We start from the raw sequence: 25,881 nt of genomic DNA on the forward strand, positions 1-25,881 counted from the left end.
AGTTTTCTTGTCTACATCATCGCCATAAGGCTTTTTTTGAACCACTCGCCTAGCGAGTGGTTTTCTTTATACAAAAACGCCCCGCTGCTGTGAAGCAGCGGGGCGTTCAAGGGGACGAGGATTACTCCTCACCAAACATCTTCTGGAGACGGGTCAGCTTTTCGTAGCGCTTCTTGGCGGTCTCCTCGTTGAGGGCAAACAGCTCCTTTGCGCGGTCGGGGAAGGACCGGGTCAGGGCGGAGTAGCGGGCCTCGTTCATAAGGAACTCCTGGTAGCCGCCGGCGGGAGCCTTGCTGTCCAGAGTGAAGGGGTTCTTGCCCTCCTTCTTCAGGTCGGGGTTGAACCGGAACAGGTTCCAGTAGCCGCACTCCACGGCCTTCTTCATTTCTACCTGGCAGTTGGCCATACCGCCCTTGATGGAGTGCATCTCACAGGGGGCGTAGCCGATAATCAGAGAAGGGCCATGATAGGCCTCGGCCTCGGCGATAGCCTTCAGGGTCTGGTTGGGGTTGGCACCCATGGACACCTGGGCCACGTACACATAGCCGTAGGTCATAGCGATCTCGGTGAGGGACTTCTTGGGCATCACCTTACCGGCGGCAGCAAACTGAGCCACCTGGCCGATGTTGGAGGCCTTGGAGGCCTGACCACCGGTGTTGGAGTACACCTCAGTGTCGAAGACAAAGATGTTCACGTCCTCGCCGGAAGCCAGCACGTGGTCCACACCGCCGTAGCCGATGTCGTAGGCCCAGCCGTCGCCGCCGAAGATCCACACGGACTTCTTGGCCAGGTAGTCCTTCTCATCCAGGATCTCCTTGACCAGCTTGCAGGCGTCGCAGTCACAGAACTGGGCGCCGGACTCCTTCAGCTCCTTGGCGTGGGCCTGGAACTGGGGCAGCTGGTCGCCAAAGACCTCAGCGGCCTTGGGGCTGGAGGTGAAGGCCACAATGTCGTCCACCTTCATCAGGGACTCCTCCAGCAGCTTGACATACTCCTTGGTGGCCTCCTGGTTGACCTGGCCGTCCTCCATGGTATCCAGCCACTTCTGGGCAGCCTCCTTCAGGGGCTGATAGGTGTGGGGCACCTCAATGAGGGCCTTGGTCTTCTCAGCCAGGCGGGCACGGATGGCCTTCTGGCCCAGATACATGCCCAAGCCGTGCTCAGCGTTGTCCTCAAACAGGGAGTTGGCCCAGGCGGGACCCTTGCCCTCCGCCGTGGTGGCGTAGGGAGAGGTGGCGGCGGGGCCGCCCCAGATAGAGGAACAGCCAGTGGCATTGGAGATATACATCCGATCGCCGAACAGCTGGGTTATCAGGCGGGCATAGGCGGTCTCGGCGCAGCCGGCGCAGGAGCCGGAGAACTCCAGCAGAGGCTTCTTGAACTGAGAGCCCTTGACGGTGAGGTCGGACATATCCTCCTTGACGGAGACATTGGCCACCATATAGTTGAAAGCGTCCTGCTGGGCGGCCTCCTGCTCCTGGGGCACCATGGCCAGGGCGTCCACCGGACAGGTCTTCACGCACACGGAGCAGCCCATGCAGTCCAGGGGGCTGACCGCGATGGAGAACTTGTACTGGCCCTTGCCCTTGCCGGCCTTCACGTCCACGATCTTGGCGGAAGCGGGGGCGTTGGCGGCCTCCTCCTCGGTCAGAGCGAAGGGACGGATGGTGGCGTGGGGACAGACATAGGAGCACTGGTTGCACTGGATACACTTGGAGGAGTCCCAAGTGGGCACGGCCACGGCCACGCCACGCTTCTCATAGGCGGCGGCGCCCAGCTCGAAGGTGCCGTCGGCGTAAGCCTCGAAGGCGGAGACGGGCAGGCTGTCGCCGTCCATCCGGCCCACGGGGTCCAGAACGTTATTCACCAAGTCCACCAGCTTGGCGGGACCGGTGTGCTTGTTCTCGGCGGGCTTGTCCTGGGCGTCCTTCCAGGAGGCAGGCACGTCGAACTTTTTGAAAGCGGAAGCGCCGGCGTCGATGGCCTTGTGGTTCATATCCACAATGTCCTGGCCCTTCTTCAGATAGGAGTGGGTGGCGGCATCCTTCATATACTGGATGGCCTCGGCCTCGGGCATCACCTTGGCCAGAGCAAAGAAGGCAGACTGGAGGATGGTATTGGTGCGCTTGCCCATGCCGATTTCCTGGGCCAGGTCGATAGCATTAATAGTATAAACCTGGATATTGTTCTCGGCAATATACCGCTTGGCCACGGCGGGCATATGCTTATCCAGCTCCTCGTCGCTCCACTGGCAGTTGATGAGGAAGGTGCCGCCGGGCTTCACGTCGCGGACCATGGGGAAGCCCTTGACGATGTAGGCGGGCACGTGGCAGGCCACGAAGTCGGCCTTGTTGATATAGTAGGGAGCGCGGATGGGCTGGTCACCAAAGCGCAGGTGGCTCACCGTCACGCCGCCGGTCTTCTTGGAGTCGTACTGGAAGTAGGCCTGCACATATTTGTCGGTGTGGTCGCCGATGATCTTAATGGAGTTCTTGTTGGCGCCCACGGTGCCGTCGCCGCCCAGACCCCAGAACTTGACCTCAATGGTGCCCTCCGCGGCGGTGTTGGGGGCGCTGTGCTCGGGCAGGGACAGGTCGGTGACGTCGTCCACGATGCCAATGGTGAACTTCTTCTTGGGTGCGCTCTTGGCCAGCTCCTCATACACGGCGAAGACGGAGCGGGGCGGGGTGTCCTTGGAGCCCAGACCGTAGCGGCCGGCGATGACGGTCTTGTCGGTGATGCCGGCCTCAGCCAGGGCGGTAATCACGTCCTGGTACAGGGGCTCGCCCAGGGAGCCGGGCTCCTTGGTGCGGTCCAGAACGGCGATCTTTTTAGCGGTGGCGGGGATAGCGGCAATGAGCTTGTCGGCGCGGAAGGGACGGTACAGGCGGACCTTCACCAGACCCACCTTCTCGCCGTGGGCGTTCATATAGTCGATGACCTCTTCGGCCACGTCGCAGATGGAGCCCATGGCAACGATCACCCGGTCGGCATCGGGAGCGCCGTAGTAGTTGAACAGCTGATAGTCAGTGCCCAGCTTGGCGTTGATCTTGCCCATATACTCCTCGACGATCTCGGGCAGAGCGTCGTAGTACTTGTTGCAGGCCTCGCGGTGCTGGAAGAAGATGTCGCCGTTCTCATGGGAGCCGCGCATGGTGGGATGCTCGGGGTTCAGGGCGCGGGCGCGGAAAGCAGCCACGGCGTCCATATCCACCATCTCGGCCAGGTCCTTGTAGTCCCAAATGGCAACCTTCTGAATCTCGTGGGAGGTGCGGAAGCCGTCGAAGAAATTAATAAAGGGAACGCGGCCCTTGATGGCGGCCAGGTGAGCCACAGGAGCCAGGTCCATGACCTCCTGTACGTTGCCCTCGGCCAGCATAGCAAAACCGGTCTGGCGGCAGGACATCACGTCGGAGTGGTCGCCGAAGATGTTCAGGGACTGAGCGGCCACGGTACGGGCGGAGACGTGGAACACGCCGGGCAGCAGTTCGCCGGCGATCTTATACATATTGGGGATCATCAGCAGCAGGCCCTGAGAGGCGGTATAGGTGGTGGTCAGAGCGCCCGCATTGAGAGAGCCGTGGACGGTACCGGCGGCGCCGGCCTCAGACTGCATCTCAATCACCTTCACGGTGTTGCCGAAGATATTCTTCTGGCCTTGGGCGGCCCACTGGTCAACGTAATCGGCCATGGGGCTGGACGGCGTAATGGGGTAGATGCCGGCTACCTCGGTAAAAGCGTAGCTGACATATGCTGCAGCGTTGTTGCCGTCCATGGTTTTGAATTTTCTTGCCATAGAGGTTCCCTACTTTCTTCCTAATTTTGCGGTGGTAAAATGGTGCTCTCTGCTCTATTTTACAGGTCTGTCCCCCTGGAACCAATGATGAAAACAGTTATGTTTCCCATAGCTGAATGGTTATATTGGGACAGCCCCGCACCGCCCCCGGCAGACAGGGCGCGGATTTGGGACTCCATACAGATACAGTGTACCACTTTTCCAGGACTTTGTAAACTTTTCAGATGAATTTTTTCCCGTCAAAATTCAGGGCGCTGAAACGGTCGGGTTCATATAAAATGCAAAACAGCCCCTCTGGAGAGATTCTCCAGAGGGGCGGAAATGGTCGAAAGCTTATATCCCGGCTCAGGCGCCCAGCGCGTTGGTGGAAATCGCTTCCCCAAATGCCTCGGCGTCCACAGGCAGCCAGGCCTGGCGGTCCTTGCCGTTGATATCCAGCGTACCCAGCTCGAAATCCACGTCAAAATCAGTGGTGTTACTGGTGGGCTCCAAGTCGGCAATGGCACTGGACATAACGTTCAGGATCAGGCTGAAAATGGCGTCCTGGTCGGCCTCCAGCAGGGCGTTGGGGTCAGACATGGCCTCGGTCATCGCGTCCGTCATAGCGGTGGTCAGGGCGTCAGAGTCAAAGGTGCTGATGGTACAGGTGACCACAGCGGTACCGGCCTTCTCGTCGGACTCCTTGACCTTGGCGGTCATCTCAACCCGGGAGAACATGGACATAAACGCATCAATAAAGGCCTGCACATCCTCGGTGGAGGCGGTGAAGCCCTGACTGGCAAACTGGGAAACCACCTCATCGGCCATCTCCTCATACAGGCTGCCGTCCAGCCCCATATCGGCGCGGGCCCCGGCCTCATCTGTATAGCCAAACAACTCTACGGCAGGAGCCGCATTATTCTTCAGGATCATCTCAAAGAGCGCCACCGCCACCTGGTCGGCAGCAACCGGGGCCTCCTTCTGCTGACAGCCAGTAAGGGCCAGAGAGGTCAGCATCAGCACAGCCAGCGCAAGGGAAAGTACCTTCTTCTTCATAATAACTATTTCCTCCCACTTCTTGATTTAGGTCCCCTTCTGTCCAGACCAGCCATAAAGAAGGGAACCCTTTCGGTAGGATATATTACCACATTGCAGGACTCCTTTCAAGGAAAAAAGCCCAGCGTTTTTCACAAGATTTCCTCCCCCTGTCCGCCATCTTTCTTGGCACCCATTTTGCCCTATTGCTTTTTTTCCGCAAAAACGATACAATGGGTTTCATTCAAGAGGACCGTTTTATGGAGGTGAGATCATGGTGCAGTCCATCCTGTCCCTGGGCATCCACGGGATCTCTGGCTATCTGGTGTCCGCTGAGTGCGACCTGTCCAGCGGCCTGCCCGCCTTCACGGTGGTAGGTCTGCCCGATGCCGCCGTCAACGAGGCCCGGGAGCGGGTGCGCGCCGCCATCAAGAACTGCGGTTTCGCCTTCCCGGTCAGCCGGATCACCGTCAACCTGGCCCCCGCCCATCTGAAAAAGGTGGGGACGCTGTATGACCTGCCCATGCTGGTGGGCATTCTGGCGGCAGGCGGCCAATTGAAGCTGCCAGCGGAGCACTGCGCCTTTCTGGGGGAGCTGTCCCTCTCCGGAAAGCTGCGCCCCTGTGCAGGAATGCTGTCTATGGCACTTGCCGCCAAGCGCACCGGAATTGAGGCCCTGTATGTGCCAGAGGAAAACGCCCCCGAGGCAACTCTGGCGGAGGGGCCCGCAGTCTACCCCGTCCGGGATGTGGACCAGCTGGTCCGCCACTTCACCGGGGAGGAGGCCATCTCCCCCGCCCCGCCCTGGGTCCCGGGGGAGGCCGCCCCGCACTGCCCCGATTTTGGGGACGTGAAGGGGCAGGAGCAGGTAAAGCGGGCGCTGGAAATCGCCGCCGCCGGTGGACACAGTGTCCTCATGTCCGGGCCGCCGGGGACGGGTAAGTCCATGCTGGCCCAGCGTCTGCCCGGCATTCTGCCCGATATGACCCGTCAGGAGGCCCTGGAGTCCACTGAGATCCACTCCGTCATGGGACAGACCAGCGCCCGCCAGCCCCTTGTGGCCCTGCGGCCCTTCCGTGCCCCCCACCATACCATCTCTGCCACCGGAATGGCGGGGGGCGGCTCCAACCCCCGGCCCGGAGAAATTTCCCTGGCCCACAACGGGGTCCTCTTCCTGGACGAGCTGCCCGAGTTCCCCAAGGAGGTACTGGAGGTGCTGCGCCAGCCCCTGGAGGACGGAAGGGTCCAAATTTCCCGGGCGGCAGGCACGGTGGTCTACCCCGCCCGGTTCATGCTGGTATGCGCCATGAACCCCTGCAAGTGCGGCTGGTACGGCCATCCCTCCGGACGCTGCCGGTGTACCGAAGCGGAGGTGAAAAAGTACCTCTCCCGCCTGTCCGGTCCCCTGCTGGACCGGCTGGACCTGTTTGTGGCGGTGTCCCCCCTGGAGTTTGACGAGCTGGCCCGGCGGGAGCGGTCTGAGTCCTCCGCCCAGGTGAAAAAGCGGGTGGACACGGCCCGGGAAATCCAGACCAGGCGGCGGCAGGATACCGGGGTCCCCTGCAACGCTCAGCTGACCCGGGAAGGTCTGGACCGCTTCTGCGCCCTGGACGGCAGTTGCCAGCGGATTATGAAGGGTGCATTTAACCGCATGGGCCTCACCGCCCGCAGCTATGACCGTATCCTGCGGGTCGCCCGCACCATTGCCGACCTGGACGGCAGTGAGTCCATCTCCCCCGCCCACCTGGCTGAGGCGCTGCAATACAGACCGCCAGAGTACCTACGGCGTTGAGCGCTGCCCCTCCCGCGCCGCCCGGTAGCCCATAGCTTTGCCGAACAAAAACGTATAGCAGATCGCTCCACAGATGTCCCGGTCCGCTGCCTCACACAGGGCCAGGATATCGTTGATCCCAATTTGATAGCCCTTCTCCGCCGCCTCGTCCATATCGGTCGCCTTTACGTGTCGCTTGATTTCTTTGATAATGGGCTCCATTTCAAAAACCTCCTTGTTTTTTACCAGGAGGTATGGTATGATTAGATTTACCAGACCTCCGGGTGTGGTGAAAATAACGGATTCGCTCGTTTTCGACTGGGGGCGTTTCCGTTATTTTTTGATGCGGCCATACTGTTCCGCAATCCCCTTCCGGACAATTTCTGACCGGGAAAGCTGTTCCGCTTTACAGCACTCGTCCAGCTGACGAAGCGTCTCCTGGTCCATCCGGACACGGAGCATATAGTCCTTGGGATTATCTGACACAGGCCGGCCTCTGCGTGCAGCCACTCCTTTACCTCCTTTTGGTTGCTACATTAATAATATATTATTGCGACATAAAAGTCAAGGGGGTTTACAAAAAATCCGCCCCATCAAGGGCGGCATAATTTGACAAAATACGGTACACAATAGTAAAATAAAAATGCCCACCAGCCAGGTGGGCCGGAAGGCGTTGTTACATAAAAGGCGGTTGGCCCACCGTTATGACCCAAAATCCAAAACACAACCCAGCGAAGCGGTTGTGTTTTGGAGAGGAGGCGCAAGGGAGCGAAATGAGGAATGCCCATCAGGGCGTTCCGAATGGAGCGGACTTTGCACCGACGAGGGGAGGTGGTGCAGATGTGGAAGGAACGGATATTCAAAGCTGTCTGTTTCTTGACGGGTACGGCAATCCTCATGTACCTGTCTACCATAAATGCGTGTTAGCCGCCCGGCTGCAACCCAAGCGGCTAACTTTTTAGTTAGTTGAATTATGTGGGTCAACCGTCAGTAACAGCGCCCTTCTGTTTTCTATTATAACCATCCACCCGCATTTTGTCAAGACGGCAATGCAGGCGTTTCCTTTAATTCGTAAAATATTTTGCAGGGCACGACAGCCCCGGCCCGTCCTACAAATTTCCTCTACTTTACGAATTGAAGCAACTGGGAGGCAGAATTTGACAAAATGCGGTACACTATAGTATAATAAAAAAGCCCATCAGCCAGGTGGGACGGAAGTGCGCTGTTACATAAAAGGCGGTTGGCCCACCGTTATAACCCCTCAACAAAATCCAAGCAGGGGGAGGTGGTGCAGATGTGGAAGAAATGGATGTTCAAAGCCATCTGTTTCTTGGCAGGTACGGCGATCCTCATGTACCTGTCTACCATAAATGCGTGTTAGCCGCCCGGCTGGCCCCCGAGCGGCTAACGTGAGTTAGTCCTTTAAATCGGGCTGACCGTCAATAACAGCGCCCTTCTGTTTTTTATTATACCCATCCGCCCGCATTTTGTCAAGGCAGTTACGCGGGAATTTCCAATTATCCCTTTCTCCACCGCTTCAGCGTGGGAAACCAACTCCGCATCATCTTCTCCGCCTCCTCCTGGGGGCCGAAGGGGCTGCCGTTCTCGGCGTTGAACTTCAGGTTAAAAGCGATAATGTCCTCCATCGTGGCGTCGGGGGCGGTAAAGGCTCCGTTCTGATAGCAGTAGCGGCAGTAGTCGCCGCTGGAGGTACCGTCAGCCTCGGTGCCCGCGTCCTCGGGCTTGTCCAGGGGCATGGCGCAGCACTGACAAAATTTCCGTTCTTCCATTGTAAAAACCTCCTTATGTTGGGCCGGGTGTTCTCCCCAACCGCTGACATAAGGATACTCCCTCAAACCTGACAGGGTATGTCCAGTTTCATAAATTTCCAAGGATTTTTTCAGCTCCCGAATGAGGATATTCCGCCAGCAGACCGGCGACAGCACCTCAACCCCGCTGCCGAAGGAGAGCAGGAAGGACACCAGCCAAGTGTTCTCCGGAAAGGTACACTCCACCAGCAGATGGCCGTCCGGTTCCCGCAGAATCTGCCGGGGGTTGAAAAAGTCCCGGACCCGCCAGGCGGCAGAGGGGGCAAAGCGAAGCCGCAGCTCCGTCCCCGAGTAGTCCTCCGGCATGGGGGCCTCCAGCCGCTCCGGAGGGCAGCGAACCGGACAGCTCCCCTCCCCCAGGGTTAAGTCCTCCATCCGAACCAGCCGGAACACCCGCCAGTCCTGCCGCCTCCGGCAGAAGGCCGACAGATACCAGCACCCGCCCTTGAACACCAGCCGGGCGGGCTCCACCGTGCGGCGGCTCCTCTCCCCCGCCGAGCTGTAGTAGGTGAAGGACAGGGGCCAGCGCTCCAAAATGGCCCGCTTGACTAGGGAAAAATTCTCCCGCTCCGCCGCCCCGCTGCCCCAGTCGGTAAAATCCACCTCCAGCCAGTCCCCGCCCTTCCGCCGGAACAGAGCGGTCAGCCGGGCCAGAGTCTCCCCCTCCCCCGCCCCGCCGGTGGCCAGCACCGCCTGAAGCGCCAAAAGAATTTCATCCTGCTGCGCCCGGGACAGCAACGCTTTATCCAGCACAAACTGGTCCATCAGCCGGATGCCGCCCCCCTGCCCCTTCTGGGCAAACACCGGGATTCCGGCGGCGGACAGGGCGTCAACATCCCGATAGATGGTGCGCTCCGACACCTCCAGCTGCCGGGCCAGCTCCCCAGCGGTGAGGGCGCGCTTCTCCATTAAAAGGTAGAGGATCTCAAAGAGACGACCGTTCTTCATCTCACTTCAATCTGTCCCAGCACCTGGCCGATGGGCAGGTTGATAGCCAAATCCGCCCGGCTGTCATAGGGAGTGGGACTCTTGTTGATGAGCACCAGCCGAGACCCCTGGTAGTAGTTAATCAGTCCCGCCGCCGGGTACACCGCCAGGGAGGTCCCTCCGATGATCAGCAGGTCCGCCGAGCGCAGGTCGGCCACCGCCCCCTCGATGGTGGCGCTGTCCAGGCTCTCCTCGTAGAGGACCACGTCGGGCTTGATGGTCCCGCCGCAGGCGCACCTGGGTACCCCCTGCCCCGCCTTGATGTCCTCCACCGAACAGGGCTTGCGGCACTTCATGCAGTAGTTGCGGTGGACGCTGCCGTGGAGCTCCCACACCCGCCGGGAACCCGCCTTCTGGTGCAGGCCGTCGATGTTCTGGGTTATGACCGAGCGCAGCCTGCCCGCCGCCTCCAGCTCCGCCAGCTTCCTGTGGGCGGCGTTGGGCTGGGCATCCAGGCAGAGCATCTTGTCCCGGTAGAAGCGGTAAAATTCCTCGGGCCGGGCATCGAAGAAGGTGCGGCTCAAGATCTCCTCCGGCGGCCAGGCGTATTTCTGGTTGTACAGCCCGTCCACACTGCGGAAATCCGGGATGCCGCTTTCGGTACTCACCCCCGCCCCGCCAAAAAAGACGATGGCACTGCTTTCGTCAATCCACTGCTGTAAGGTTTTGATTTTGTCATCCATGGGGAGTCCTCCTTATAAACTGGAATTTATTTCTTGAACAACAGCGCTTAATTGCGCTTCTAATTGTGCCGTACCGCAGATACTTTGATTGAGGACATAAATTAATGTTCCTATGTCTTCATGCCACATCAAAACATATTTGTCATCATCAAAATGGAGTATGATAAAGTCAAAAAAGATTCCTTCCACCTTTTCGTCTGCCCGCATTCCATACTTTTCGCAAAATAGCTTCGCTAAATAATCAATCCCATCATAGTAGTCAAAATTTGTCAGCCGAAATTCTACACGATTTCCTTTGTTTTCATTCACATATCTTTCATAGCTGATTTTGTTCAACATCCTGTTTAATTCCCCCGCTATTGCTTTGCTGCCTTATCGGACCCATTTTACTTAAAATTCCTCTGTTTTTTCGCAGACTATAACCCACATCTCTTTTCTGCAAGCCTCAACTTATCACCCCGATTATATCACCACCAACCCTGATCGTCAACGAACAGGGAAACTCCCTCTTGACTTAAACCCGGCTTTAAGTGGTAAGCTGTACCGCAGAAAACATATTGAGGAGGAAGCGTATGAACTACCGTGCATTGGGCCGCACCGGCCTCAAGGTCAGCGAGATTGCCATGGGCTGCGAGGGCTTTGTGGACAAGAGCTATGAGCAGGTCCTGGAATTTGTGGACAAGATGGAGGAGCTGGGAATCAACTGCGTGGACCTGTACACCTCCAATCCGGAGGTCCGCGCCAACCTGGGCCGGGCCCTGGAGGGGCGGCGGGACAAATTCATCCTCCAGTCCCACCTGTGCTCCGTCTGGGAGAATGGACAGTACCTGCGCACCCGGGACATTAACAAGGTGAGGGCCGGCTTTGAGGAGATGCTCCGCCTGCTGAACACCGGCTTTATCGAAATCGGCATGATCCACTACTCCGACGCCCTGTCCGACTGGCGGGAGATTGTGGACGGCCCGGTGATGGCCTACGCCCAGGAGCTGAAGGCCGCCGGGAAAATCGGCTGTATCGGTCTGTCCAGCCACAATCCGGAGGTGGGCCAGGCGGCGGTGGACAGCGGCCTGGTGGACGTGCTCATGTTCAGCGTCAACCCCTGCTACGACCTCCAGCCCGCCAACGAGGACGTGGAGCAGCTGTGGGCGGAGGCCGCCTATGCCCACCAGCTGGTGAACATGGACCCCCAGCGCCAGGCCCTCTACGAGAGCTGTCAGCGCCAGGGGGTTGGCATCACGGTGATGAAGGCCTTCGGCGGCGGCGACCTGCTCAGCCAGTACTCCCCCGCCGGTCTGGCCCTGACCCCCTTCCAGTGCCTGCACTACGCCCTGACCCGCCCCGGGGTCGCCTGCGTGATGGCAGGGGCCCGGACGGCGGCGGAGCTGGAGCAGTGCGCCGCCTACGAGGACGCCCCCGACCGCGAAAAGGACTACGCCGCCGCCTTTGCCGCCATGCCCAAGATCAGCTGGGAGGGCCACTGCATGTACTGCGGCCACTGCGCCCCCTGCCCCCGGGGCATTGACGTGGCGTCGGTGACCAAGTTCCTCAACCTGGCCAAGGCCCAGGGGGAGGTGCCCGAGACGGTGCGGGAACACTACAGCCTCCTCCCCCACCACGCCGGGGAGTGTGTGGCCTGCGGCACCTGCGAGAAGCGGTGCCCCTTCTCGGTCTCCATCATCAAGAACATGAAGCAGGCCGCCGCCCTGTTTCAGCACTAAAAAACAACCCCCTTCGCCCAGCGGGCGGAGGGGGATTTTCAGCCCTCCCCGCCGCAGTGGGAGAGAAGGCGGTTTAAAGCCGGGTCTCAATGGGGATGGATACGCTGAAATGGCTGCTGTTCAGCTGGCGCAGCAGCACGGACAGCACGCGGGCGGTGTTTGCATCCCCCTCCAGCGTGAGGTAGACGGTGCTGTTGCGCTTCCCCAACTGATTGATAACACTGCTGGCAAAGGCGGTGGCCCCCACATTGCTGCCGGGGGACTGCAGCAGAGTCTCCCGCCAGCACACCCAGCCCGCCTGCTCCAGTTCCCCTCGCTGCCCTCCCGGCACATAGGCCAGGGTGGTGCGGGTGTGAGCGGCCTCCTCCAGCGCCCAGCTGCCCTGGGCCAGCTGAGAGAGGGTCCCCTCCTTGCTGTCCGCCCAAATGCCCACACTGTGGCCGCTGCCCAGGGCGCGGCGCACCAGATCCCCCTCCTCCTCCAGCACCTGGGGGGGCAGGAAAAACACGCCGTAGCAGCGACTGCTGTCCAGCACGTTCAACAGCTCCCCCAAGCTCTCCCCGCTCTTACAGCGGAAAGCCAGATAGGTTGGAGTATCGCTTCCATTCTCCTCCGGGAGCTGGGGGGCGGGCGGCGGCGTTGTCACAACAGGCGGCGCGGGCGTCACCGCCGGTTCGGTGCTCTCTGCGGGGCTGAGACTCTGGGTGTACTCCCGCAGGCGGTTGTTAATCAGGTCCCGGGCCCGCTCGATGAACAGGCCATCATCCAGCACTGCGTCGGCGCTCTTGATGCGCACCAGGTAGCCCTGGGTTATGTTGGGAAGCTGGTTATAGCTGTATTCCAGTCCGAAGTGAGAACAGACGGTGCCCAGCGGCAGATAGACCTTCCCCCCCCGGAGGAAGGACCGGACCTGGGAGACCGCACCCGTCTCATCCTGGCAGGTGCCGTTCTCTACGTCGAATACCATTCGCTGCCTCAGGGAGTAGAGGGTGATGCTGCCGGCCAGCCGGTCGTCCTTGTTAAAGCTGGCGTACAGACCCAGGCTCACACCGACCCCGTTGGTGTTGGCGTCAAAGACGGTGTAGGGCACGTAGAGGATCCCTCCCGACCAGAAGGGCATGGTGTCGGAGCTCAGCGGCGGGATACTGTCGTTGATGGCGGTAACATACAGACTGATGGCCCGGGCCGGCATGGGGATAAACAGGCCCCACACCAGTGCTAGGGTCAGCAGACAGGACAAAACGCGGCGTTTTCTCATGGGCCTTTCCTCCTCATTGCTTTTTTCATTATACCATAGTATAATCGGATGGGCAAGCGTCCAAAATTTTAAGAATTTTTAATGAAAGCTAAACGGTCCTTCAAGCAGACCGTGTTATGATATGGGTGTAAACAGCAGCATGGTCCGCAGAAAGGAGCCATATTCATGGAAATTACTTTGGAAATGGCGGAACGCCTGAAGGAAAAGGCCAATGTCAGCTACGCCCAGGCCAAGGAGGCACTGGAGTACAGCGGCGGCAATCTACTGGACGCACTGATTTATCTGGAGGAAAAGGGGATCCTTCCCAGAACGGAGGGGGCCTACTTCTCAACCCGGAGTGAGACGCCCCCGCCTGCTCCGGAGCCCCCTTCCCTGGAGACGCCCATTAAGCTGAAAAGCAAGGACGACCGTCCCCCCCGGGGCAAAACCCGGCGGAGCGTCAAGTGCTTCTTTTCCGCCCTGCGCCGCTGGCTGGTGGACAACGAGCTGGAGATCTGGCGGAAGGGCCAGCCCATTACCGCCCTGCCGGTGCTGATCCTGGTACTGCTGCTGTGCTGCGCCCCCTGGGTCACTATCCCGGTGCTGCTGCTGGGGCTGTTTCTGGGCTTCCGCTACCGCTTCTCCGGCCCCGACCTGGACCGGGAGGATTTGAACAACGTGATCGGCTCTGTGGCCGACACCGCCGCCGACCTGGGCCGCCAGGTGATGGACGAGCTGCGGACTCAGCACGACAAGCACAACAAGGATAAAGACGGTATGTAATGCCGCCGGGCGCAGAACGAAACATATTTGAGGTGAGGGAAATGTCAGACCGCATCTTATTGGTGGAAGATGAGGAAAAGCTGGCCCGTATGGTGGAGATGGAGCTGAAATATGAGGGCTATGAGGTGGAGAAGGCCTTTGACGGCCGCCGGGGGCTGGAGCTGGCCCTGAGCGGCGGCTTCAGCCTGGTACTGCTGGATATCATGCTGCCCCAGCTGTCCGGGATGGAGGTGCTGCGCCGCCTGCGCCGGGAGAGTCAGATCCCTGTCATTATGTTAACCGCCCGGGACAGCGTGGTAGACAAGGTTGCCGGGCTGGACTCCGGGGCGGACGACTACATCACAAAGCCCTTTGCCATTGAGGAGCTGCTGGCCCGCATCCGCGCCACCCTGCGGAATAAAAGCGGTCAGGGCGGGCAGGACGTTCCTCTGTCTGTGGGTCCCCTGGTCATGGACGTGGAGCGCCACCAGGTCACGGTGCGGGGCATTAACGTGGAGCTGACCAAGAAGGAGTTCGATTTGCTGCGCCACCTGCTGGAGAATAAGGGCAGGGTCCTCTCCCGGGAGGCCCTGCTGGACGCGGTTTGGGGCTTTGACTTTGTGGGAGAGACCAACTCGGTGGATGTCTACATCCGCTTCCTCCGTTCCAAGCTGGACGATGCCTTCGGCCTGAAGCTCATCCACACCGTCCGGGGTGTGGGCTACGTCATTAAGGAGGACTGACCATGGTCATCGTATACCGCTCCAACACCGGCTTTACCCAGGAGTACGCCGAAATGCTGGGCAAGGCGGAAAAAATGAAGGTATTCAGCGTCGCGGAGGCCGAGGACGGGGTTCCGCCCGGAGAGAACGTGTTCTACATGGGCCCCCTGATGGCGGGACACATCTCCGGCGTTGACCAGGCGGTGAAGAAGTTTACTGTCAAGGGGGTATGCGGAGTTGGGATGTCCCTCGCCTCTCAGCAGCTGCTGGATGCCCTGGCCAAGGCCAACTACGTCCCCAACGCCCCCATCTTCTACCTTCAGGGCGGCTGGGCTCCCAGGAAGGTGAGCTGGCTCAAGCGGCGCATGGTCAACATGGTCACAAAGTCAAACCGGGAGGCCCTCCAAGCCAAGGGCAGCCGCCGCACCCCGGAGGAGTCGAAGCAGCTGGACATTTTGCTCCACGGCGGCAGCTGGGTCTCCTTTGAGCGCTTGGATACCATTCGAAGCTGGATGAAACGCCAGAGAGTGTAAACGCCGCCTTCTATGTTTCACCACAACCCCGCAAGGAGGTGATCCCTTGGCACAAAACCGGCACCGCTTCCAGACCCCGCCTCCCGAGGACCCCATCGCCGCCGCCCGGGACTCCTCTCTGGCAATGCGGCTGAATGTCTCCTTTTTCCTGCGCCAGCTGGGCATTTTTCTGGTCATGGACCTGCTTCTGCTGACCATGGCGGTGGTGGGGCTGTTCGCCTATGCGGAGAACCGGTGCGCCGACGTGGCCGCGCTGGTCAACGAGCGGGGGGTACCCACCGAGGAGGCCGTTTCTTGGATGGAGGCCAGCGACTACACCATTACCAGGCTGGACCGGGCGCCCTATGGGGAGAATACCGCCGTTGGCTCCGCCCTGTTATTCCCCAACCGGTGGGAGACAGCGGAGGGGCGGCGTTCATGGAACATCACCGAATATTACACCGTGGAGATGCCCAACGATGGCCAGCCCTACGCCATTACGGTGGACCTGTCCGGCATCTTCCGCGGCCTGTACTGGGCGGGGATGGTAATCCTGATCTGCCAGGGGCTCTCCCTGGTGACCAATCTGTTTCGAAGCGGGCGCTCCATTCGAAAGGTCCTGCGGCCCATTCAGGACCTGGCCACAGCCGCCGCCCGGCTCAACGCCATGACCCATATGTCCAAGCGGGAGATTGAGAGTCTGGCCGGAGAGCTGGACAAAATCGACGCCGCCCACCTGGACAGCCGAATCGACCTGCCCCCCACCCAGAAGGAGCTGCGGTCCCTGGCCCAGTCCATTAACGAGATGATGGATCGGGTCAATCAGGCCTACAGCGCCCAAATGCGCTTTGTCTCCGACGCCAGCCACGAGCTGCGGACCCCCATTGCCGTCATCCAGGGCTACGCCGCTCTGCTGAACCGGTGGGGCAAAAGCGACCCGGAGGCCCTTCAGGAGTCCATTGACGCCATCCAGGGGGAGGCCGCCTCCATGGAGCGGCTGGTGGAGCAGCTGCTCTTCCTGGCCCGGGGGGACAACGACTCCCAGCCCGTCAAGCCGGAGCTGCTGGACCTGACCGAGCTTGCGGGAGAGGTGCTTCGGGAGGAGGAGATGATCCACCCTGAGCGCACATTCCTCCCCCGCTGGGGGGAGGAAGCCATCAGCATCCATGCTGATGCGGGGCTGACAAAGCAGCTGCTGCGCATTTTAATGGACAACAGCCTGAAATACAGCCCAGAGGGCGGCCGCATTTATCTCCGGGTGAGCCAGCGGCAGGACTGGGTCCGCCTCACCGTCCAGGACGAGGGAATGGGCATTCCCGCCGAGAGCATCCCCCACATCTTTGACCGCTTCTACCGCACCGACTTGTCCAGGGACCGGAAGACCGGCGGCACTGGATTGGGGCTGTCCATCGCCCGATGGATCGTGGAGCGCCATGGCGGCTGGTTTGAGGTGGTGTCCCGTCTGGACGTGGGAACTCGGATCACCGTCGTCCTGCCCGCCGCCCGGAAGGAGGAGAACGTATGATGAAACTGCGCCTTGCCGCCCGGGAGGACGTCCCCGCCCTGCTGGATATCTACCGGCAGTACATCCCCACCACAGTCACCTTTGAATATGTCCTGCCCAGCCAGGAGGAATTCTCCCGGCGGGTCGCCTCCGTCTTGGAATGCTACCCCTACCTGGTCGCGGAGGAGGCGGGCCAGCTGGCCGGCTACGCCTACGCCCACCGCATTGCGGAGCGGGCCGCCTACGGGTGGGGAGCGGAGTTGTCCATCTACCTCCGCCCCGACGCCGCCGGACAGGGGCTGGGCAGGCGGCTGTACCAGGCGCTCATCGACCTGCTTCGGCTTCAGGGCGTGCAGACGGTCTACGGCCTGGTAGCCAGCCCCAACCCCGCCAGCGAGGGCCTGCACAAGGCGCTGGGCTTTCACCTGATGGGGGTCCAGCATAAGGCGGGCTACAAAAACGGACAGTGGATCGACCTGCTCTGGTTTGAAAAGGCCATTGCGCTCTATGACCCCTCCCCTGCGCCGCTGCTCCCCATCGGGGCAATCCCCCGGGTACAGGAAATATTAACCCGCTTCTGACCCTCCAAGCTCCGTCTGCCGCAGGAAACCGCGGCAGACGGAGTTTTTCTGTACAGGGGATGACGGCCCCGGCCCGCTCTGCAATTTTTGTCTGCTTACCGAATGGAACATCGCAATAAAAAGCGCTTCCTTTCCTCGATGATCTGTGGTATAGTAGGCGCAGTGTCTGTCATTTACCCCTTTACTGCAGGCAAAAATTTTGGAAAATCGAGGAAATCCTTATGAACAAGTTGTATAGCATACTGCTAGCCCCATTGGTCCTGACAGCCCTACTGCTAAGCGGCTGCACCCCTAAGAGCTCACAGGAAGCAACCGGCCCGGAAGTGGCAGGCGGCTCCTCCTCAGCGGCGTCTGCGGAGTCCCTCTCCTTCCAGGGCGTGGACCTGGAGGGAAATGCTGTGTCCTCCGACATCCTCTCTCAGTCAAAGCTCACCATGATCAACGTGTGGGCAACGTACTGCAATCCCTGTCTGAGCGAGATGCCGGGACTGGGCGAGCTGGCGGCGGAGTACAACGGGGAGGAGTTTCAAATCATCGGCATTGTCAGCGACGTGATGGAGGGGTCGGACCAGGACCTTGTGGAGAGTCTGGTCCAGCAGACAGGGGCCAATTACACACACCTGCTGCTGAACGAGTCCATCTACTATGCCCTGCTGACGGATGTGAGCGCCGTGCCCACCACCTTCTTCCTAGACGAAAACGGAGCGGTCCTGGATACTGTGGTGGGCGCGTTGGAAAAATCGGCATGGGAGGAGACCATCAATGGACTTTTGGAAGGGCTGTAACAGGTGGGCCTGGGCGCTGGGCGCACTGACGGGCGGTCTCCTTCTCGCCCTTGGAGCCCTTCAGGGTCAGTTTGACGTGATTTGGAAAAAGGCGGTGATGATCTGCCTGGAGTGCATCGGGATTGGGTGAGAGATGAAGAAACTGCGACTGACGGTACAGCTGCTGTTCACCATTGTGACAAACGGCTATCTGTACGGCTTCCTGAATGGGAAAATATACCGCGGCGGGCTGAAATACCTCTGCGTCCCGGGGCTGAACTGCTACTCCTGCCCTGGGGCCATTGCCGCATGTCCCATCGGCGCACTCCAGGCGCTGCTGAATCAGCAGGGGTTTCAAATTCCCTTCGCCGCGTTGGGCTTTCTCTTCCTGTTTGGCAGTGTGCTGGGGCGCTTTGTCTGCGGCTGGCTGTGCCCCTTCGGGCTGGTGCAGGACCTGCTGCACAAGCTGCCTATCTGCAAAAAGAAAAAGCGCCTGCCCTGTCACCACATCCTGAAATACGGAAAATACGCCGTGCTGATCCTCCTGGTCGTGGCCGGCTCCATATTTTTGTGGGGAGGCTTTGCAAAGGTCCCGGCCTTCTGTAAATATCTTTGCCCCTCTGGAACTCTGCTGGGCGCCATCCCCCTGCTGAGCGCAAACGAGGCCCTGCGCAGCCAGGCCGGCGGGCTGTTCCTCTGGAAGCTGGGGGTTTTGCTCGCCATTGTGCTGCTCTCCATCCGAGTCTACCGGCCCTTCTGCCAATACCTGTGTCCCCTGGGGGCCATCTACGGCCTGTTTAACCGGTTCAGCCTGGTGCAGATCCACTGGGAGAAGGAGCTGTGCATCTCCTGTATGGCCTGTGAGTCGGCCTGCCCGGTGGCCCTCTCCCCCCAGGAGATCTCCCGCTCCCCGGAGTGCATCCGCTGCGGAAAGTGCGTGGACGCCTGTCCCCGGAACTGCCTCCTCTTCTCCCCCAAGCACCGGGGCTGACCGGGTATAATCCTGCGGGAGTCCAGCCATCCTAACCCCAGTGAGGTGATAGGATGAACTCCATATGGCGCCAAACGGCACAGCTGCCCCAATTTGACCCCCTCCAGTCAGACCTGAAGAGCGATGTGCTCATCATCGGCGGCGGTATGGCCGGACTCTTGTGCGCTTTTCGGCTGGCTCAGACGGGTGTTGACTGTGCACTGGTAGAGGCGGACCGCATTGGCGGCGGCGTCACCCAAAACACCACCGCGAAAATCACCTCTCAGCACGGTCTCATCTACCACAAGCTGATTCGGAAATTCGGCATAGAGCGGGCCCGGCTCTACCTGGAGGCCAACCAGAGAGCGCTGGAGGAATACCGTGCCCTGTGCCGGAACATCCCATGTGACTTTGAGGAGAAGGACACCTTTGTCTACTCCCTCCAGAGCCGGAAGAAGATCCACCAGGAGCTGGACGCCCTGAACCGGCTGGGCTTCTCTGCAGAGCTGGCGGAGCAGCTCCCTCTCCCCTTCCCGGTGGAAGGAGCGGTAAAATTCAGGCATCAGGCTCAGTTCAACCCCCTGAAGCTGATGGCCGCCCTCTCCCGGGACCTGCGGATCTTTGAGCACACCAAGGTCCTGGAGCTGGCCCCGGGCCGGGCGGTGACCCATGGCGGGACCATCTCGGCGGACAAAATTATCATCACAACCCACTTCCCTCTTCTCAACAAGCATGGCGGCTACTTTCTCAAGCTGTACCAGCACCGCTCCTATGTGCTGGCTCTAAACAGCGCCCCGGACGTACAGGGTATGTATTTGGACGAGGACGAAAAGGGGCTGTCCTTCCGGAATTACAACGGCTTGCTCCTCCTGGGCGGCGGCAGTCACCGGACGGGCAAGGGGGGCGGCGGCTGGCAGGAGCTGGAGCAGTTCGCCCGGAAGCACTACCCTAACGCCCAAATGGTGAGCCGCTGGGCTGCCCAGGACTGCATGACGCTGGATGGCGTCCCCTATATCGGGCCATACGCCAGAGGGACGGCTGGACTCTATGTTGCAACAGGCTTCAACAAATGGGGAATGACCTCATCTATGGCGGCGGCGGCGGTTTTGACCGACCTGATTCTGGAGCGGGAAAATCCCTATGAGGAACTGTTTTCCCCCTCCCGGACGATGCTCCGCCCCCAGCTGGCGGTAAACGGGCTGGAGTCCGCTCTGGGGCTGCTGACCCCCACCGTTCCCCGCTGTCCCCACATGGGCTGCGCCTTAAGGTACAATGCCGCCGAGCACAGCTGGGATTGCCCCTGCCACGGTTCCCGTTTCAGAGAGGATGGAGCGCTGATTGACAATCCGGCCACCGATGATATTACGTTATCCCATAGACCCCGTCCGTGAAGCATTTGAAATAGGCGCACTGCCGGTCAGAGACATCTGGCCGGCAGTTTTTTTACTCCAAATTCTGACTTAGATACTGCCTGCGGTACTGGGAGGGAGTCATTCCAGTCTGCCGTTTGAACAGCCGGCCAAAATAGAGGGCGTCTCCATAGCCCACAAAGTCGGCAATCTCCTGGATGGTATAGCCGCTGCTCTCCAACAGCATTTGGGCGTTTGCCATCCGCAGAGAGGCGATATACTGCTTGGGTGTCATACCGGTATACTGCTTCATGCTGCGGATAAAGTGGTTGGTGCTGATATGGCGGCTCTTTGCATACTCGCTGACGCTGAGCTCCCGGTTGTAGTTCTCACTGAAATAGGCAATGGCCTCCATCATCTCATCCTGAATGGTGTCCGGCTGACGGTCCAACTCCTGCTGGCGGCAGATGAGCAGCAGCAGGTCGTTGAGGAGGGAGGCCAGCATCTCCTCATAGAGGGGCTTGCACAGCTGAAGCTCTAAAATCATCCGCTGGAAGATCCACCGAAATTCCGCCCGGGTCCCTGTGTGGTAGATGTGCCGTTCCGGGACCAGATGGTAGTAACGCAGGATGTTTTTGGCATCGTAGCCGGTGAAATGGACCCAGAACACCTCCGGGTAGTCGGCCCCATAGTAGTTATACCGCTGCTCCTCAATGGGGCAGTACAGCACAATATTGCCCGCGCCCACCGTCTCCTCCCGCCCGTTGAAAAAGAAATGGGCCTTGCCCGCCGCCACGTACAGCAGCTGATAGTCTACCCGCCCCCGGGGGCGGTGAGTGGGAAGGATTGCAGGCTGACCGGACAGCCGGTAGGTCCCGCAGCTGCCCACCACCAGCGGCCTGGTGTGGTCCTTAAAGTCCACTCTGGAATTTCTCAGATATCCGGAATTGATATACATGGCGGTCCCTCCCACGATTTGACGTTTTTCCTTCGGTTTTGCCTATCATGCCTGTTTTGACCCTGAAAATCAATACATTATTTCAAGCAGGGTGATTTTCTCTCTATATCAGGTGATTCCTTCCATAGGATTCTCAAAAAAGGACGTTTATTCTTGATTTATCAGAGGAGGTCCTGACTTTTTCAAAACAGGAGGGAGACATTATGATGATACCCGGATATTACGAGGACCTGCACATCCTCCACCAAAACACAATGCCCAACCGCGCCTACTACATCCCCGCCTCCTGGCGTCTGGACGGCCTGGCGGAACACCGGGAGCGCTCCGACCGCTTCCAGCTGCTGAACGGGGACTGGAGCTTTCGCTGGTACCCCAGCGTCCAGCAGCTGCAAACCCCCTTTTACCAGCCGGACAACCCCCTGGAGGGCTTTTCCCCCATTCCCGTCCCTAGCTGCTGGCAGATGGAGGGGTACGACCAGCACCAGTACACCAACATCCGCTACCCCTTCCCCGCCGACCCGCCCTACGTCCCTCAGGACAATCCCTGCGGGGCCTATGTTCGCTGCTTCCCCTATCAAAAGGACGAGGACGCCCCCAGAGCCTGCCTGAACTTTGAAGGGGTTGACTCCTGCTTCTACCTGTGGGTCAACGGACAGTACGTGGGCTACAGCCAGGTTTCCCACTCCACCAGCGAGTTCGACGTGACTGATCTGCTCCACAACGGGCAGAACACCCTGGCCGTGCTGGTGCTGAAGTGGTGCGACGGCAGCTACCTGGAGGACCAGGACAAATTCCGCATGAGCGGGATCTTCCGGGACGTCTACCTGCTCAAGCGCCCCAGGGAGGGAATCTTCGACTACTTCGTCACCACCGACCTCCAAGCGCAGGGCGGACGGTTAAGGGTTCGGGTCAGATTTTTTCAGAAGGAGGTCCCCCTCACCACCGCCCTCTATGACGGCGACGGCAGGCCGGTGGGAGAAGGGATGTGGACCGTGCGCCCGGAGGAGGGGCCGTACCACCAGTGCCTGGAGCTGGAGATCAAGGGCTGCCGCCTCTGGAACGCGGAGGACCCCTATCTCTACACCCTGGTACTGGAGACGGCCCACGAGGTCATCACCGACCGGGTTGGCTTCCGGGAAATCCGTACTCAGGACAACCAGGTTCTGCTCAACGGCGTTCCCATCAAGTTCCGGGGAGTCAACCGCCACGACTCCGACCCGGTCACTGGCTATACCATCACCATGGACCAGGCCAGGCGGGATCTGGAGCTGATGAAGCGGCACAACTTCAACGCCATCCGCACCAGCCACTACCCCAACTCCCCCGGGTTCTACCAGCTGTGCGACCAATATGGCTTCTATGTAATCGATGAGGCGGACCACGAGAGCCACGGGGCCTCTGAGCTGTATTGCAGCCAGAACGACGTGTGGGAGGAGCACGTGGAGCGGTGGAACCGCCCCTTCGCCGACAATCCGGACTTTCTGGAGGCGACCCTGGACCGGACGGAGCGGTGTGTTCACCGGGACAAAAACCGGCCCTGCGTGCTGATCTGGTCCATGGGCAACGAGAGCGCCTATGGCTGCTGCTTCGAGGCCGCTCTGGCCTGGACTAAGCAGTTTGACCCCCGGCGGCTCACCCACTACGAGAGCGCCCAGTACCGCAGCTCCAAAAAGAAGTATGACTACTCCAACATCGACCTGTACAGCGTGATGTACCCCTCCCTGGACCAGATCCGGGCCTATCTGGCCGGGAATCCGGACAAGCCCTTCCTCATGTGCGAGTACGCCCACGCCATGGGCAACGGCCCCGGCGATTTGGAGGACTATTTTCAGCTCATTGAGCGCAGTCCCGTCCTGTGCGGCGGCTTTGTCTGGGAGTGGTGCGACCACGCCATTTACAAGGGACAGGCAGAGAACGGCAGGGCCATGTACTTCTATGGCGGCGACCACGGGGAGTACCCTCACGACGGCAATTTCTGTCTGGACGGGTTGGTCTACCCCGACCGGGTCCCCCATACCGGACTGCTGGAGTACTGGAATGTGTACCGCCCCGTCCGGATTCTCTCCTACCGGCAGGACACGGGGGAGTTGAGACTGCGGAACTATTTGGACTTCACCGCCCTGGAAAACGCCGTCTATCTGACCTATGAGGTGACCTGCGACGGCAGAACGGCGGTCTCCGGGCGGATTCCAGAGAGCCTTCTGGGCCATATCCCACCCCAGGGAGAGGGGACTATCCTGCTGCCGGTCTCTGTGCCTCCCAGGGGGAAGTGCTTCCTCAAGCTGTCCTGCTGCTCCAAACACGGGACGACGCTGGTGCCGGCGGGCCACCTGCTGGGGTTTGATTTGTGGCCGCTGGAAAACCGGGACGGGCGGAACCAGCGTGCCGCCGCCCTGCTCCAGACCGGAGACGGGGCCGCCCCCGCCCTGGAGGTAACTCAGGGGGAGGACTTCCTCACCATCCGCAGTGAGCGGCTGTGCTACGTCTACAGCAGGCGGACGGGCCTGTTCACTCGCCTGGACTTCGGCGGACAGCGCTGCCTCACCCGGCCCATGGAGCTCAACGTTTGGCGGGCCCCCACCGACAACGACCGGAAAATCAAGCTAGATTGGCTGGCCGCCCACTACGACCGGAGCGTGACCCGCTGCTACCAGACCCGTTGGCGGCTGGAGGACGGGGCGGTCCACATCTCCAGCACCATGTCGGTGTCCGCCATCGCCGTTCAGCCCTTTCTGGAGCTCCAGACGGAGTGGACCGTCTTCCCCGACGGGGCGGTCGGCCTGCGCCTGGAGGTGGAGCGGAATACCGAGTTCCCCCAGCTGCCCCGGCTGGGCCTGCGCCTCTTCCTGCCGGGGACAATGGACCAGGCGGAGTACTGCGGCTTCGGCCCCCAGGAGAGCTACCTGGACAAGCACCGGGCGGCCTCCTACGGACACTACACCGCCCCGGTGTCCCAGCTCCACGAGGACTACATCCGCCCCCAGGATAACGGCAGCCACTGGGGCTGCGACTATGTGTCGGTGTGGGGGGACGGAATCCGGTTCACCGCTGCCGGCGGCGTCCCCTTCAGCTTCAGTGCTTCCCCCTACACCCAGGAGGAGCTGACCCAAAAGGCCCACAACTTTGAGCTGATCCCCTGCGGGGATACGGTGCTCTGCCTGGACTACGCCCAGAACGGCATCGGCTCGGAGAGCTGCGGCCCCCGGCTCCTGCCCCAGTACCGCCTGGACGGGGAGCGGTACTCCTTCCATATCCGGCTGATCCCCGGCGTTGAGGAGCCCAAATTGAGAGGAGAGGAACGGCATGACTGAGAAAAAATATCTGCGCTGGTATAACAAGGTGGGCTATGGCTCCGGGGATATTGCGGGCAATGTGGTGTACGCCCTGCTCAGCTCCTTTGTGATGATTTTCCTCACCAATACGGTGGGGCTGAGCTCGGGAATCATCGGAACCCTCATCGCCGTTTCCAAGCTCTTCGACGGGGTCACCGATATCTTCTTCGGCGCTATGATCGACAAAACCCGCACTAAAATGGGCAAGGCCCGGCCCTGGATGCTCTGGGGCTATGTGGGCTGTGCCGTGACCCTGGCCGCCATCTTCTTCATCCCGGCGGACATGAGCGATTTTGCCAAATACGCCTGGTTCTTTATCGCCTACACCCTGCTCAACGCAGTATTCTACACCGCCAACAACATCGCCTACTCCGCCCTCACCGCTCTGATTACTAAAAACAGCTCCGAGCGGGTCCAGATGGGCTCCATCCGCTTTGTCTTCGCCTTCGGCACCAGTCTGCTGATCCAGTCTGTCACCGTGGGGGCGGTGGCCGCTCTGGGAGGCGGGGCCGCCGGCTGGCGTTGGATGGCCGTGATCTACGCCGTCATTGGCCTGGTGACCAACACCCTCTCCGTGCTGTCGGTGAAGGAGCTGCCCGAGGAGGAGCTGGCAGAGGACAGCGCCCTGGCGGCCCCGGCGGAGAAGTACTCCTTGGCCGACGCCGCCCGGCTGCTGGCCGCCAACCGCTACTACATCATCATCTGCGTCACCTATGTCCTGATGCAAATCTACACCGCCACCTTGAATATGGGCATTTTCTATATGACCTTTGTGCTGGGGAACGAGAACCTGCTGGGCGTCTTCTCCTGGGCCATCAATATCCCGCTGATTATTGGCCTGATGCTCACCCCCGTTTTGGTGGAAAAGTTCCACGGAATGTACAGGCTGAATCTGGGAGGCTACATCATTGGCACGGTGGGCCGGGCGCTGGTCATCCTGGCGGCCTATCTCCACAGCGTCCCCCTGATGCTGGTGTTCTCCGGCGTGGCGGCCTTCGGTATGAGCCCTCTCCAGGGCGACCTGAATGCTCTAATCGCCGCCTGCTCCGAATACACCTTCTTAACAAAGGGGAAACGGGTTGACGGCACCATGTACTCCTGCACCTCCCTGGGCGTGAAAATCGGCGGCGGACTGGGCACCGCAATATGCGGCTGGCTGCTGGAGTGGAGCGGCTACGACGGCCTCGCCGCAGTCCAGAGCACCAGCTGCCTGAATATGCTCCATGTCATGTACCTGTGGATTCCCATGGTCATCAACCTTCTGATTGTCCTTCTGCTGATGCGGATGGACGTGGAGAAGGAGAACCGGCAGCTGAAAGAGGTTATAATCCCTTAACCCGCGGCTGCCACACCCCGGCGCGGAAATGCCAGACGGATTTCATCCGTCTGGTA

The 25,881-nt window shown here is 60.2% G+C and carries 22 protein-coding genes; 13 read left to right on the forward strand and 9 right to left on the reverse strand.

What is annotated here, in order from left to right:
* Positions 1-121: 121 nt before the first annotated feature.
* Both nifJ and D1646_RS11890 read right to left on the reverse strand, forming a co-directional pair.
* Positions 122-3,796, reverse strand: coding sequence for a pyruvate:ferredoxin (flavodoxin) oxidoreductase (nifJ, locus tag D1646_RS11885; RefSeq protein ID WP_160636664.1), 3,675 nt, complete (start codon positions 3,794-3,796; stop codon positions 122-124).
* 345 nt (positions 3,797-4,141) lie between these two features.
* Complete coding sequence (locus D1646_RS11890; protein WP_160636665.1) at positions 4,142-4,831, reverse strand: hypothetical protein; 690 nt, start codon at positions 4,829-4,831, stop codon at positions 4,142-4,144.
* Between the two features lie 253 nt (positions 4,832-5,084).
* On the opposite strand from D1646_RS11890, the gene D1646_RS11895 reads away from it, so the two are divergent.
* On the forward strand, positions 5,085-6,602 hold the full coding sequence (locus D1646_RS11895) for a YifB family Mg chelatase-like AAA ATPase (protein ID WP_160636666.1): 1,518 nt from the start codon (positions 5,085-5,087) through the stop codon (positions 6,600-6,602).
* Here the strand turns inward: D1646_RS11895 and D1646_RS11900 are convergent.
* The 5 genes from D1646_RS11900 to D1646_RS11920 all read right to left on the reverse strand — a co-directional run bounded on the left by D1646_RS11900 (position 6,591) and on the right by D1646_RS11920 (position 10,419).
* Positions 6,591-6,803, reverse strand: coding sequence for a hypothetical protein (locus D1646_RS11900; RefSeq protein ID WP_160636667.1), 213 nt, complete (start codon positions 6,801-6,803; stop codon positions 6,591-6,593). The genes D1646_RS11895 and D1646_RS11900 overlap by 12 nt on opposite strands.
* A gap of 111 nt (positions 6,804-6,914) precedes the next feature.
* The gene (locus tag D1646_RS11905) at positions 6,915-7,091 is read right to left on the reverse strand and encodes a ribbon-helix-helix domain-containing protein (RefSeq protein WP_347565200.1); all 177 of its coding nucleotides are present in this window, start codon (positions 7,089-7,091) and stop codon (positions 6,915-6,917) included.
* 1,007 nt (positions 7,092-8,098) lie between these two features.
* Positions 8,099-9,358 (reverse strand): WYL domain-containing protein, encoded by a 1,260-nt coding sequence (locus tag D1646_RS11910; RefSeq protein WP_160636668.1) that lies wholly within the window; start codon positions 9,356-9,358, stop codon positions 8,099-8,101.
* The gene (locus tag D1646_RS11915) at positions 9,355-10,080 is read right to left on the reverse strand and encodes an NAD-dependent protein deacylase (protein WP_160636669.1); all 726 of its coding nucleotides are present in this window, start codon (positions 10,078-10,080) and stop codon (positions 9,355-9,357) included. Before D1646_RS11915 ends, D1646_RS11910 begins: the two co-directional genes overlap by 4 nt.
* 12 nt (positions 10,081-10,092) lie before the next feature.
* The gene (locus D1646_RS11920) at positions 10,093-10,419 is read right to left on the reverse strand and encodes an AraC family transcriptional regulator (protein ID WP_160636670.1); all 327 of its coding nucleotides are present in this window, start codon (positions 10,417-10,419) and stop codon (positions 10,093-10,095) included.
* 233 nt (positions 10,420-10,652) lie between these two features.
* On the opposite strand from D1646_RS11920, the gene D1646_RS11925 reads away from it, so the two are divergent.
* Positions 10,653-11,798: an aldo/keto reductase gene (locus D1646_RS11925; RefSeq protein ID WP_160636671.1), complete on the forward strand. Its 1,146-nt coding sequence runs from the start codon at positions 10,653-10,655 to the stop codon at positions 11,796-11,798.
* A 73-nt stretch (positions 11,799-11,871) separates the two neighbouring features.
* Here D1646_RS11925 and D1646_RS11930 read toward each other — a convergent pair whose 3' ends face one another.
* Complete coding sequence (locus D1646_RS11930) at positions 11,872-13,056, reverse strand: hypothetical protein (protein ID WP_160636672.1); 1,185 nt, start codon at positions 13,054-13,056, stop codon at positions 11,872-11,874.
* 165 nt (positions 13,057-13,221) lie between these two features.
* Between D1646_RS11930 and D1646_RS11935 the strand changes: the two genes are divergently transcribed.
* The 9 genes from D1646_RS11935 to D1646_RS11970 all read left to right on the forward strand — a co-directional run bounded on the left by D1646_RS11935 (position 13,222) and on the right by D1646_RS11970 (position 20,241).
* A complete protein-coding gene (locus D1646_RS11935; protein ID WP_160636673.1) occupies positions 13,222-13,818 on the forward strand; it encodes a hypothetical protein in 597 nt (198 codons plus the stop codon).
* Positions 13,819-13,859: 41 nt separating this feature from the next.
* On the forward strand, positions 13,860-14,540 hold the full coding sequence (locus D1646_RS11940; protein ID WP_160636674.1) for a response regulator transcription factor: 681 nt from the start codon (positions 13,860-13,862) through the stop codon (positions 14,538-14,540).
* Positions 14,541-14,542: 2 nt separating this feature from the next.
* Positions 14,543-15,052 (forward strand): hypothetical protein, encoded by a 510-nt coding sequence (locus tag D1646_RS11945; protein ID WP_160636675.1) that lies wholly within the window; start codon positions 14,543-14,545, stop codon positions 15,050-15,052.
* Between the two features lie 46 nt (positions 15,053-15,098).
* Positions 15,099-16,556, forward strand: a complete 1,458-nt coding sequence (locus D1646_RS11950) for a HAMP domain-containing sensor histidine kinase (protein WP_243154144.1) — start codon at positions 15,099-15,101, stop codon at positions 16,554-16,556.
* Positions 16,553-17,116 (forward strand): GNAT family N-acetyltransferase, encoded by a 564-nt coding sequence (locus D1646_RS11955; RefSeq protein WP_243154145.1) that lies wholly within the window; start codon positions 16,553-16,555, stop codon positions 17,114-17,116. Before D1646_RS11950 ends, D1646_RS11955 begins: the two co-directional genes overlap by 4 nt.
* 221 nt (positions 17,117-17,337) lie before the next feature.
* Positions 17,338-17,901 carry a TlpA disulfide reductase family protein gene (locus D1646_RS11960; RefSeq protein ID WP_160636676.1) on the forward strand — a complete coding sequence of 188 codons (564 nt, stop codon included), beginning with the start codon at positions 17,338-17,340 and terminating at the stop codon, positions 17,899-17,901.
* Positions 17,879-18,031 (forward strand): CD1871A family CXXC motif-containing protein, encoded by a 153-nt coding sequence (locus D1646_RS22715; protein WP_201754652.1) that lies wholly within the window; start codon positions 17,879-17,881, stop codon positions 18,029-18,031. The genes D1646_RS11960 and D1646_RS22715 overlap by 23 nt, the downstream gene beginning before the upstream one ends.
* 3 nt (positions 18,032-18,034) lie before the next feature.
* The gene (locus D1646_RS11965; protein ID WP_160636677.1) at positions 18,035-18,871 is read left to right on the forward strand and encodes a 4Fe-4S binding protein; all 837 of its coding nucleotides are present in this window, start codon (positions 18,035-18,037) and stop codon (positions 18,869-18,871) included.
* Positions 18,872-18,924: 53 nt separating this feature from the next.
* Positions 18,925-20,241: an FAD-dependent oxidoreductase gene (locus D1646_RS11970; RefSeq protein ID WP_160636678.1), complete on the forward strand. Its 1,317-nt coding sequence runs from the start codon at positions 18,925-18,927 to the stop codon at positions 20,239-20,241.
* 52 nt (positions 20,242-20,293) lie between these two features.
* Here D1646_RS11970 and D1646_RS11975 read toward each other — a convergent pair whose 3' ends face one another.
* Positions 20,294-21,157: an AraC family transcriptional regulator gene (locus D1646_RS11975; RefSeq protein WP_160636679.1), complete on the reverse strand. Its 864-nt coding sequence runs from the start codon at positions 21,155-21,157 to the stop codon at positions 20,294-20,296.
* 203 nt (positions 21,158-21,360) lie between these two features.
* Between D1646_RS11975 and D1646_RS11980 the strand changes: the two genes are divergently transcribed.
* Together D1646_RS11980 and D1646_RS11985 are read left to right on the forward strand one after the other, a co-directional pair.
* Positions 21,361-24,468: a glycoside hydrolase family 2 TIM barrel-domain containing protein gene (locus D1646_RS11980; protein ID WP_160636680.1), complete on the forward strand. Its 3,108-nt coding sequence runs from the start codon at positions 21,361-21,363 to the stop codon at positions 24,466-24,468.
* Positions 24,461-25,825, forward strand: a complete 1,365-nt coding sequence (locus tag D1646_RS11985) for a glycoside-pentoside-hexuronide (GPH):cation symporter (RefSeq protein WP_160636681.1) — start codon at positions 24,461-24,463, stop codon at positions 25,823-25,825. The genes D1646_RS11980 and D1646_RS11985 overlap by 8 nt, the downstream gene beginning before the upstream one ends.
* Positions 25,826-25,881 lie beyond the last annotated feature (56 nt).

It is taken from the genome of Pseudoflavonifractor sp. 60, assembly GCF_009911645.1.
Lineage (GTDB): Bacteria > Bacillota > Clostridia > Oscillospirales > Oscillospiraceae > Lawsonibacter.

What these genes read in the sequence shown, in the direction of transcription:
- D1646_RS11900 (WP_160636667.1), bottom strand. Translation starts at nt 6,803, where the DNA reads ATGGAGCCCATTATCAAAGAAATCAAGCGACACGTAAAGGCGACCGAT.
- D1646_RS11980 (WP_160636680.1), top strand. Translation starts at nt 21,361, where the DNA reads ATGATGATACCCGGATATTACGAGGACCTGCACATCCTCCACCAAAAC.
- D1646_RS11935 (WP_160636673.1), top strand. Translation starts at nt 13,222, where the DNA reads ATGGAAATTACTTTGGAAATGGCGGAACGCCTGAAGGAAAAGGCCAAT.
- D1646_RS11975 (WP_160636679.1), bottom strand. Translation starts at nt 21,157, where the DNA reads ATGTATATCAATTCCGGATATCTGAGAAATTCCAGAGTGGACTTTAAG.
- D1646_RS11960 (WP_160636676.1), top strand. Translation starts at nt 17,338, where the DNA reads ATGAACAAGTTGTATAGCATACTGCTAGCCCCATTGGTCCTGACAGCC.
- nifJ (WP_160636664.1), bottom strand. Translation starts at nt 3,796, where the DNA reads ATGGCAAGAAAATTCAAAACCATGGACGGCAACAACGCTGCAGCATAT.
- D1646_RS11920 (WP_160636670.1), bottom strand. Translation starts at nt 10,419, where the DNA reads ATGTTGAACAAAATCAGCTATGAAAGATATGTGAATGAAAACAAAGGA.
- D1646_RS11915 (WP_160636669.1), bottom strand. Translation starts at nt 10,080, where the DNA reads ATGGATGACAAAATCAAAACCTTACAGCAGTGGATTGACGAAAGCAGT.
- D1646_RS11945 (WP_160636675.1), top strand. Translation starts at nt 14,543, where the DNA reads ATGGTCATCGTATACCGCTCCAACACCGGCTTTACCCAGGAGTACGCC.
- D1646_RS11965 (WP_160636677.1), top strand. Translation starts at nt 18,035, where the DNA reads ATGAAGAAACTGCGACTGACGGTACAGCTGCTGTTCACCATTGTGACA.
- D1646_RS11910 (WP_160636668.1), bottom strand. Translation starts at nt 9,358, where the DNA reads ATGAAGAACGGTCGTCTCTTTGAGATCCTCTACCTTTTAATGGAGAAG.
- D1646_RS11955 (WP_243154145.1), top strand. Translation starts at nt 16,553, where the DNA reads ATGATGAAACTGCGCCTTGCCGCCCGGGAGGACGTCCCCGCCCTGCTG.
- D1646_RS11890 (WP_160636665.1), bottom strand. Translation starts at nt 4,831, where the DNA reads ATGAAGAAGAAGGTACTTTCCCTTGCGCTGGCTGTGCTGATGCTGACC.
- D1646_RS11895 (WP_160636666.1), top strand. Translation starts at nt 5,085, where the DNA reads ATGGTGCAGTCCATCCTGTCCCTGGGCATCCACGGGATCTCTGGCTAT.
- D1646_RS11940 (WP_160636674.1), top strand. Translation starts at nt 13,860, where the DNA reads ATGTCAGACCGCATCTTATTGGTGGAAGATGAGGAAAAGCTGGCCCGT.
- D1646_RS22715 (WP_201754652.1), top strand. Translation starts at nt 17,879, where the DNA reads ATGGACTTTTGGAAGGGCTGTAACAGGTGGGCCTGGGCGCTGGGCGCA.
- D1646_RS11930 (WP_160636672.1), bottom strand. Translation starts at nt 13,056, where the DNA reads ATGAGAAAACGCCGCGTTTTGTCCTGTCTGCTGACCCTAGCACTGGTG.
- D1646_RS11970 (WP_160636678.1), top strand. Translation starts at nt 18,925, where the DNA reads ATGAACTCCATATGGCGCCAAACGGCACAGCTGCCCCAATTTGACCCC.
- D1646_RS11985 (WP_160636681.1), top strand. Translation starts at nt 24,461, where the DNA reads ATGACTGAGAAAAAATATCTGCGCTGGTATAACAAGGTGGGCTATGGC.
- D1646_RS11925 (WP_160636671.1), top strand. Translation starts at nt 10,653, where the DNA reads ATGAACTACCGTGCATTGGGCCGCACCGGCCTCAAGGTCAGCGAGATT.